The sequence below is a fragment of the Faecalibacillus sp. TM498 genome (assembly GCF_020589955.1).
Taxonomy (GTDB): Bacteria; Bacillota_I; Bacilli_A; order Erysipelotrichales; family Coprobacillaceae; genus Faecalibacillus; species Faecalibacillus intestinalis.
In genome coordinates this window covers 23,650-32,278 of record NZ_JAJDKB010000031.1, presented here as the reverse complement: position 1 = coordinate 32,278, position 8,629 = coordinate 23,650, and the positions used below count along the sequence as shown (strand labels likewise).

Genomic DNA, 8,629 nt, shown 5'->3' with positions numbered 1-8,629 from the left:
TCTTGAATTCCTACTGCTTTTTTACTATCACTATATTTTAATGCTGGATACCAAAGTCAGGAATTATAGCATTATAATATTATAATTACCATACTATTATTATAAAGGTATTATTGACAATATAGTAATATAAGATATAATAAAATTAAGGTAGACGTCAACCTAAACTAATGAAAGGAATATTAAATTATGAAAAAAAATAAAATTAAATTATTTGTAACATTAAGTTTCGCATTACTTATGGCATTTGGAAATGTAAACTCTGTATCCGCTGCTAAATCAGCAACAAAATCAACACCCTATGGTACATTAAAAGGATTTATATCTCCTTATAATAGTGGATCATCTAAATTGTGTGAAGGTGGTACCACTATTGGTCAAAATGTTAAATCTATCAAAATAAAAATAGAAGCTAAAAAAACTAGCACTGGTGCTAATATTGGTTCTACTCAAAACCAACATGCAAATAGTTCTGGTGTTGGAGATACATTAGAATGTTGGGGATATACTGGAACTAAAGTTACATTTTATGGAACACATGATGCTATTCATACAACTGGATATCATGTTTATACATCTACACAATATTAAATTAATATAAATATAATTTTTGATAATAACTATTAAATTATCAGAAATGATATTTTCTATAATGAGGTTAACTATGAAAAAAATAATAACCATTTTTTTAGTCATATTACTATGTGGTTGTCAAACCACAAATAATCATAAAGTAAAAACAGTTAAGAAAACTCAAGATTACCAACAATTATCAAAATATGAAATCATTGATTTTAAAATCATAGATCATAATTTAATATTCGTTTATAAAAAAAATAATCAAACATATGTTTATGATTATTCTATAGAAAAAAATAAAGAATTATTAAACACAATGATTTTTGATGGGCCTGTTAATAAAGCTAAAATACATGTTCTTCAAGATATATATGCTATTCAACTAACAGACAATTTATTCTTATTTAAAAATCATAAACTTAAAAATCATATTGATTTAAATAATTTTTTTGATGAATTTGAATATGATAGTTTAGCTGTTTCATCATCTGGTCAATTTATTTCATGTGTAAAAATGAATTATGATACAGAAAGTGTTTTATTATTAGATAGAGATACTCGCTTAGTTAGCACTGTTCTTACTTTAGATGATACACCTAGAAAATTAAATGCTATATGGGAATTAGCTTTCACAAATGATAAAACCCTTATTTATACTGGTGGAACATATTTAAAACAAGGTCAACAAACTTCTGGATGTTATGGGGTAATAGATATAAATCATCAAACTTATAGTTTATATAATAGTCCCCAAGTTACTTTAAGTTCTTTTAAAGATAAAAGTATTATTCATAATCAAGATGAAGGTTATGGTGCTAATAAGGATAAGATTGCTGTTTATTATGATGATGGTTTTAATGATTTAGGACTTAATTATGAAAATTCTGTAAATTGTTATTTAAGTAATGGAAAGATTATTATTACAGAAAAAGGAAGTGTTGATGATTGGAAACCTTATATTATTTTCAATAATGTAAAATATGATTTTAATGAGCTAGATAATATTTTATTTGCTGAATATGTTGATCATCAATTATTTATTATAGGTAAACAAGATGAGAAAACTACTTTTATAAGAAGAGAGGTAACAGAATGAAAAAAATAATACTCAGTATGTTTTGTATATTTTTACTTGTTGGATGTAGTACCAAACAAGAAAATATAACAATCAAAAAGAATAACAATCAAGAAACAGTTGATTTAAAAGTAGGTTTTGGATTGCATCATATTGAAGATGGTTATAGTTTTGATGGTAAAGATGTAGATATTAATTATGATTATGAAGTTGTAGGTAGAGATGCAAATTTTGGTTTAATGATATTTATTAATGGTATTCCTCAAATGATTAAGCATGAAGATAAAGAAAGTTTAGTCTACACATTTAAAGGAAAAAAAGACACTAATAAAACTGAGCATGTTTCTATTATGCCTAATACTGGTAGTAAAGGTGATCATCTTTATATGCATGCTTTTTTAATAGCTGATTATGAAATTGTTGATTCTCTTAAACAACTTACTAATAAACAACATATGATGGCTTGTGGTACTACTTTTATTGATATTCATCAAGATACTGCTAATAATTCTATAGATTTAAATAATAATTATGATTTAATTGATTATACATCTGATTTATTAAAACATGATGAAGAAGGTTATTTTGATAATAATTTACTTATTCAATTTCCTAATAATCTAGAAGGAAATTTTAAGAAAAATAAACCTATTACTATAAAAATGAGTGGTATTTCTGATAATTATATTCTTTGGATATTAGAAGACTTAAAACCTGTATCTAGTTACCATATAGAACTTCCTAAAAATAAAAGTGCAGTATTAAGCTATAAACCAGGAAATAAAACAAAAAATGTAAAAGCTATTGCTATTCCTCTTTCAAGTAATCTTCCAGAAGAAAGTACTTCATTGGTGGTAAAGTAATGAATATTTATATAAATGATTTATCAAAGTATTATAAAAACAAAAAAGCATTAGATCATATTACTTTACATTTATCATCTGGAATCTATGGATTAATTGGTCCTAATGGAGCAGGAAAAACTACTTTTTTAAGTATTTTATGTGGACTTATTAAAAATGATAGTGGAACAATTGAAATTGATGAAGTTAAGTTTTTAAGTGATGATTTTTATCATGTCTTTGGATATGTTCCTCAATCTCCTGCTTTATATGTAGATCTTACTTGTAATGAATTTCTTGAATATATTTGTGCACTTAAATCAATTGATAAAAACCAAATAGATCATACTTTAAGATTAGTTAATTTATATGATCAAAAATATATTAAGATTAAAAAATTATCTGGAGGAATGAAGCAACGTTTATCTATTGCTCAGGCAATCATAAATGATCCTCAAATTTTATTATTAGATGAACCTACAACAGGTTTAGACCCTATTGAAAGATTAAGACTTAAAAATCTCTTAAGAAATCTTTCAAAAAATAAAATTATTATTATTTCTACTCATATTATTCAAGATATGGATCATCTAGCTAAATCTCTTATATTCTTTAAAAACGGACAATTATTAGATTTTAAAAGTCCACAAGAATTAATATTATCATTAAAACAATTCTTTTATGAAACGATTGTTTCAAAAAAAGATCTACAAAAATATATAGAAACATATCATGTTTCTTCTATTGTACCTATTAACGATGATTATAAAATTAAGTTTTTTTCTCATAAAGATGAATTATTTCCACATTGTAAAGAAATAAATTTAGAAGATATTTATCTTTATTATTATGGTGATGTTTATGATAAAAGGTGAATTATATAAGTTATTACGTTCTAAATCAGTTAAAGTCCTATTTATTCTTTTACTTATCTTAAACAGTTTACAAATCATATATGTCAATTATCAAAATATATATGGAGATATTAATACAGGAAAAAGAAGAATATTAAAAATAATTGAAGGCCCTATTTCTCAACAAAAATATGATTGGCTTGTTAATTATCATAATACGATGTTAGAACAAGTAAATAATGGAAACTATAATACCAAAAACAAGTCTAAAAATACTTTTTCAGGTTATGTTTTCGGTGATGAACAGATAAGTAATAATTTATTAGAAGATTATGAATATACAATCAATTATCATTCTTCAATTAAAAATAAAATCACTATTCTAGATGAAAATATTAAAAAAACTCAAAATAGTAAATGGAAAAAAGAAAATATAATGCTTAAAAAAAGATTAAAAGATAGAAATCTTAGCTACTACTATGATTATACCTTAATCAATAATTTTATGAATCAAGATTTTCAATATCTATTATCCCTGATATTTTGTATTATCTTAGTAATCAAATTATTCATCTATGAAAAACAAAAACAAACAGATTTATATTTTTATATTTCTAGAAAACAAATAAAAAAAATATTTATATCAAAGATATTAATGATCTTGTTATTTACGTTTCTTTCTTCTTTATTATTGTTAATAGAAAGTTATCTTATTTATTATTTTTTAGGAATGAAAAATGGTTTATTTCAACCACTTTATGCATTATCTCATTTTATGTATGAACCCTATAATATTTCTATATTCTTTTATATTGTTTGTAATTATTTTTTTCGTTTAGTTGGGTGTTTATCTTTCTCTTATTTATTTTTATTTCTTTGTCATTTTTTAAACAAGGAATATAAAGGATTTTTTATTGCTATATTGATTATTTATATTTCAATTCAGTTATATAACAACAATCTATTAAGTATTATTAGTTTTTCATCTTTAAATGATTCTATCTATAATCAAAGGATTTTTATGAGTTCCTTATTATTTTCATTTATCATTTTAAATTTAAATTTTTTTACCTATTTTCTATTTAAGAGGAGATATTATGTATCAATTAATTAAATTATATTTTCGTTTATTTTTTAAAAATAATAAAGGTTTACTCATTATTCTTATTTTACTTTTTACATCTTTCTCAACTTTATATATAAATCTACATCATACAAAAATAAACCGTGATACTACTACACAAATTTATGATCAATATATAGATAAATACTCTGGTATTCCAAATAATTCAAAAGAAAAACAAATTCTAAAAGAATTAGATTCTTATGAGAATAATGAAGATATTTTAAAAGAATATCAAAATCATCAAATTAATCAAAAAGAATATCTAAAAAAACAAAGAAAAAATAATTCTAATATTTTAAAAAAAGATGCATTAAATTCTTTCTACTTATATTATTTAAAAATTAAAAATACTCAACATAAGGAAATAGTTAATACAAGGTATACTGATTGTTTAAATTTTAACAATCTAGATTTTATTATCATTCTCTTTCTTTTCTTTCTTATTTATAGTATCTATTTAAAAGAAATAGATGATCATATATGGATTTATGAAAAAACAACATCTAATGGTATTAAGAATGCTAAAAAGAGTAAAATATTTGTATTTAGTTGTATATGGGGATTATTTTTAATTTTAATGACTATTGGTAAAATACTTATTTTTAAACATTTTTCTAGATTAGATTTTTCAATAATTAATATTCCTTGGTGTTCAAAAAATTGTCCAAATATTTCATTAATAACATTTATATGCTTTTGTACATTTCTTTACTATATAGCGAGTTATCTTTTATGTAGTCTAAGTATTTTACTAAAAAAATTTATTCATTCTAATATCTTTATTTTGCTTGTACTTTTTATTTTCGTCTATATTCCTTTAGCTTTCTTAGGAAATAGTATACATATTCTTTATTTTCCTTTTATTAGTTTTCTTGTTCCTGGTCGCTATTTTGCAGGTTATGGTGAAAAAATGTTAGGCATAGATTTTCATATAGTAATTATTGAATTGATTATTATCTTTATATTCTTTCTTCTTTCTTTTTTTAAAGGAAAAAGAAAGAACTTGATTTTTCTTTCTTTATTAATATTAATAACTGGTTGTTCAAGTAATCAAAATAATTCATCTAGTTTTCAATACAATAGTTATCATGAACTTAATTTTGCGGAAAATAAAGAATATTATTATTTTTCTAATAAGATAATAGATAAAAATGATTGGAAAGAGTATTCTTTAGTAAGAAATCTTTATGAATCTAGTAATAATTTAATTAATGTATTTCCTCAAAAAGATGGTTTTTTTTATACTATTGACGATGATGAAAGTGAATATTTATATCTCTTTAATAATGATTTTCAAGATGTTAAATTAAAAAAGTTATCTTCTTTACAAAAGAATTTTATGAATATAGAACAACAACATATCCCTATTTCAGATAAGAATATATTAGGTATTATTGGTAACAGGAATAGATATTATATTATTTATAGTGACAAAATAACTAATCAAAATAATAAAGTTGTTTATAAAGGAAAATTAACAAACCATTATTCTATTTATCATCAATATCTTTATTGTCTACAAGATGATTATACAATCATTAAAATATCTCTAGATACATTTAAAAAAGAAAAATTAGATACTCCATTATGTGATTATTTCTATATAAAAAATAATCATCTCTATTTACACAATATTCAAGATGATAAGTTATATTGTGATAATCAAATTCTATTTAATGAACAAATTGAAAATAGTGATATATATAAAGATAAACTATATTACACCCAAAATGATGGTTTATTTATGTATGATTTTACTTATAAAGAAAGTACTTTATTAACAAAAGAAAAAGTATATTCATTAAAAATATCAATAGATGGAAAATATTTATCTTATATAACAGATAGCACTAAAAAAAATAAAGAAATTAAAATAATCATTAAAGATTTAAAAAAGAATAAAATAGTATATGTTAGAGATGCATAAAAGTCATGGATAAACCATGACTTTTTAAATAATATAGTCTGTATCTCCTCGATATCTTGCTAGAAACTGTTGTGTCCTTGGCATTTGAGGATGATCAAATATTTGTTTAGCTGTGCCACTTTCAACAATTTGTCCTTGATCCATAAAAATCACTTTATCTGATATTTGATGTGCAAAAGACATTTCATGTGTAACAATAATCATTGTAATGTTTTCATCAGCGACGCTTTTAATAACTTTTAATACTTCTTGTACAAGTTCTGGATCTAAAGCACTTGTTGGTTCATCAAAGAGAATAACTTGTGGATTTAACGCTAATGCTCTAGCAATAGCCACACGTTGTTGTTGTCCTCCTGATAGTTGAGTTGGATAACGACCTTCTTTATCTGATAAACCAACTTTTTTGAGTTGTTCTCTAGCAATGACAAGTGCTTTTTCTTTTGTCATTTTTTTTACAACCGTTAAAGGTATTGTAATATTTTCAATAATTGTTTTATTTGCAAATAAATTGTATTCTTGGAAAACCATAGCTGTGACTTTTCTTAAAGCAAGCTCTTCTTTAGTTATATGAGTAGCATCATATCCAACTTCACCTATTTTTACTTTTCCTTTTTCAGGAACTTCTAAAAGGTTTAAACATCTAAGTAAAGTTGATTTTCCTGATCCTGAAGGTCCAATAATTGAAACAGTTTCTCCTTTTTCTATTGAAAAAGAGATTCCTTTTAAAACTTCTTGTTGTTTAAATGTTTTATGTAAATCTTTTACTTCAATCATGGTTACACCTCACTTATTTGTAGACGTCTTTCAATAAAATGTTGTACATACGTTAAAATTGTACTAAATGCTAAATAGATAATAGCAACTTCAATATAAAGAACTAATGGTTCATATGTATTGGCAACAATACGTTGAGCTGCCATAAACATTTCAGCAACTGTAATATTAGCAGCAAGTGATGTATCTTTTACTAAAGCAATTAAAGAGTTGAATAATGGTGGAATCGCAATCTTTAAAGCTTGTGGTAAAATAATATGATACATACTTTGGAAGTATGTCATACCTACCGAATAGCAGGCTTCTAATTGTCTTTTATCAACAGATAAAATAGCTCCTCTTACCGTTTCACTACTATAAGCTCCTACATTTAAAGAAAAAGTTATAATGGCTGCAGGAAATGCTTCTAAGACAATGCCTACACTTGGTAATCCATAATAGATAATAAAGAGTTGTACAAGTAATGGTGTTCCTCTAAAAATCCATATATAAAATTGAATAATTTGTGATAATACTTTTATTTTTTTAACTCTTATTAAGGCTGTCACAATAGCTATTAATAATCCAATAGCAAAAGAAATCAAGGTAATAGGTATTGTATAAACAAGACCTGGTATCAGTAATTTAGTAAATGAACTCGTAATTATTTCGATAACTCTTGAACTCATTTATGTGATACATCCGTTTTAAAATATTTATTACTAATTTCAGCTAATTTACCTGATTTCTTTAATGATTTTAATGCTTTATCAACATTCTTCTTTAAATCATCTTGTCCTTTATTAAAGATAAATGCTTGTTCACTCACTTCTTTACCTTGTGCTGCAATTTTTAAATCAGTACCTGGTTTTTTATTCACTAAATCATAATAAGCTAAAGTATCATTAACAGTACCATCAACACGTCCTTGTTCTACTAAGCTTACATTTTCATTCCAATCATTTGTCGCAACAATTTCACCTTTATATTTTTCTACAATTTTTGAAAAGTTACTACTTCCTGTTTGTGAAAATTTACGTCCTTTGATATCACTCATTTTAGTGATTTCTGTATTATCTTTTTTAGTGATAATTGCTGGATAAGAATATGTATGTGGAATTGAAAAATCATATTTTTTCTTTCTTTCAGCTGTAATAGCCACTTGGTTAGTTACTAAATCATATTTATCTGAATCAAGTCCTGCAATTAAACTATCCCATTTAACTTCTACAAATTTAACTTTGACCCCTAATTCTTTAGCAAGTGCTCTTGATACTTCAACATCATAACCTACTAAATTATCATTATCATCATGATAAGAGAAAGGAGCAAATGTTCCTTCTGTTCCAATCACGATTTCTTTCTTTTCTTTAATTTTATCCCATGTATTTTCTTGTTTAGATGATGCACATCCTGTTGTTACAGTTGCTAGTAAGGTAAGTGCAAGTAATCGAATCCCTAATTTTTTCATTG

9 protein-coding genes are annotated in these 8,629 nt (G+C 24.1%); 6 read left to right on the top strand and 3 right to left on the bottom strand.

Translation table 11 applies throughout. The features are described from left to right. Nucleotides 1-189: 189 nt before the first annotated feature. From LJD32_RS10025 to LJD32_RS10000, 6 genes are all read left to right on the top strand, one after another. Nucleotides 190-591, top strand: coding sequence for a hypothetical protein (locus tag LJD32_RS10025; protein WP_227392308.1), 402 nt, complete (start codon nt 190-192; stop codon nt 589-591). A gap of 73 nt (nt 592-664) precedes the next feature. Beyond that, nucleotides 665-1,675, top strand: coding sequence for a hypothetical protein (locus LJD32_RS10020; protein WP_227392307.1), 1,011 nt, complete (start codon nt 665-667; stop codon nt 1,673-1,675). Then, entirely contained in the window at nt 1,672-2,517 is an 846-nt protein-coding gene (locus LJD32_RS10015; protein ID WP_227392306.1) for a hypothetical protein, read from the top strand. The genes LJD32_RS10020 and LJD32_RS10015 overlap by 4 nt, the downstream gene beginning before the upstream one ends. After that, nucleotides 2,517-3,371: an ABC transporter ATP-binding protein gene (locus LJD32_RS10010; RefSeq protein WP_117782910.1), complete on the top strand. Its 855-nt coding sequence runs from the start codon at nt 2,517-2,519 to the stop codon at nt 3,369-3,371. Before LJD32_RS10015 ends, LJD32_RS10010 begins: the two co-directional genes overlap by 1 nt. Next, nucleotides 3,358-4,464, top strand: coding sequence for a hypothetical protein (locus tag LJD32_RS10005; protein WP_227392305.1), 1,107 nt, complete (start codon nt 3,358-3,360; stop codon nt 4,462-4,464). The genes LJD32_RS10010 and LJD32_RS10005 overlap by 14 nt, the downstream gene beginning before the upstream one ends. Continuing rightward, nucleotides 4,448-6,403 carry a hypothetical protein gene (locus LJD32_RS10000; RefSeq protein WP_227392304.1) on the top strand — a complete coding sequence of 652 codons (1,956 nt, stop codon included), beginning with the start codon at nt 4,448-4,450 and terminating at the stop codon, nt 6,401-6,403. Before LJD32_RS10005 ends, LJD32_RS10000 begins: the two co-directional genes overlap by 17 nt. Before the next feature lie 24 nt (nt 6,404-6,427). Here LJD32_RS10000 and LJD32_RS09995 read toward each other — a convergent pair whose 3' ends face one another. Genes LJD32_RS09995 through LJD32_RS09985 form a run of 3 tightly spaced genes read right to left on the bottom strand, consistent with a single transcriptional unit; the run spans nt 6,428 to nt 8,627 of the window. After that, complete coding sequence (locus LJD32_RS09995; RefSeq protein ID WP_227392303.1) at nt 6,428-7,177, bottom strand: amino acid ABC transporter ATP-binding protein; 750 nt, start codon at nt 7,175-7,177, stop codon at nt 6,428-6,430. A 2-nt stretch (nt 7,178-7,179) separates the two neighbouring features. Then, nucleotides 7,180-7,845, bottom strand: a complete 666-nt coding sequence (locus LJD32_RS09990) for an amino acid ABC transporter permease (protein WP_227392302.1) — start codon at nt 7,843-7,845, stop codon at nt 7,180-7,182. After that, nucleotides 7,842-8,627 (bottom strand): transporter substrate-binding domain-containing protein, encoded by a 786-nt coding sequence (locus LJD32_RS09985; RefSeq protein WP_032091270.1) that lies wholly within the window; start codon nt 8,625-8,627, stop codon nt 7,842-7,844. The genes LJD32_RS09990 and LJD32_RS09985 overlap by 4 nt, the downstream gene beginning before the upstream one ends. Nucleotides 8,628-8,629: the final 2 nt, after the last annotated feature.

Bases quoted from the DNA above. Each gene is read 5' to 3' on its own strand.
- LJD32_RS10025 (WP_227392308.1), top strand. From the start codon at position 190: ATGAAAAAAAATAAAATTAAATTATTTGTAACATTAAGTTTCGCATTA.
- LJD32_RS10020 (WP_227392307.1), top strand. From the start codon at position 665: ATGAAAAAAATAATAACCATTTTTTTAGTCATATTACTATGTGGTTGT.
- LJD32_RS10015 (WP_227392306.1), top strand. From the start codon at position 1,672: ATGAAAAAAATAATACTCAGTATGTTTTGTATATTTTTACTTGTTGGA.
- LJD32_RS10010 (WP_117782910.1), top strand. From the start codon at position 2,517: ATGAATATTTATATAAATGATTTATCAAAGTATTATAAAAACAAAAAA.
- LJD32_RS10005 (WP_227392305.1), top strand. From the start codon at position 3,358: ATGATAAAAGGTGAATTATATAAGTTATTACGTTCTAAATCAGTTAAA.
- LJD32_RS10000 (WP_227392304.1), top strand. From the start codon at position 4,448: ATGTATCAATTAATTAAATTATATTTTCGTTTATTTTTTAAAAATAAT.
- LJD32_RS09995 (WP_227392303.1), bottom strand. From the start codon at position 7,177: ATGATTGAAGTAAAAGATTTACATAAAACATTTAAACAACAAGAAGTT.
- LJD32_RS09990 (WP_227392302.1), bottom strand. From the start codon at position 7,845: ATGAGTTCAAGAGTTATCGAAATAATTACGAGTTCATTTACTAAATTA.
- LJD32_RS09985 (WP_032091270.1), bottom strand. From the start codon at position 8,627: ATGAAAAAATTAGGGATTCGATTACTTGCACTTACCTTACTAGCAACT.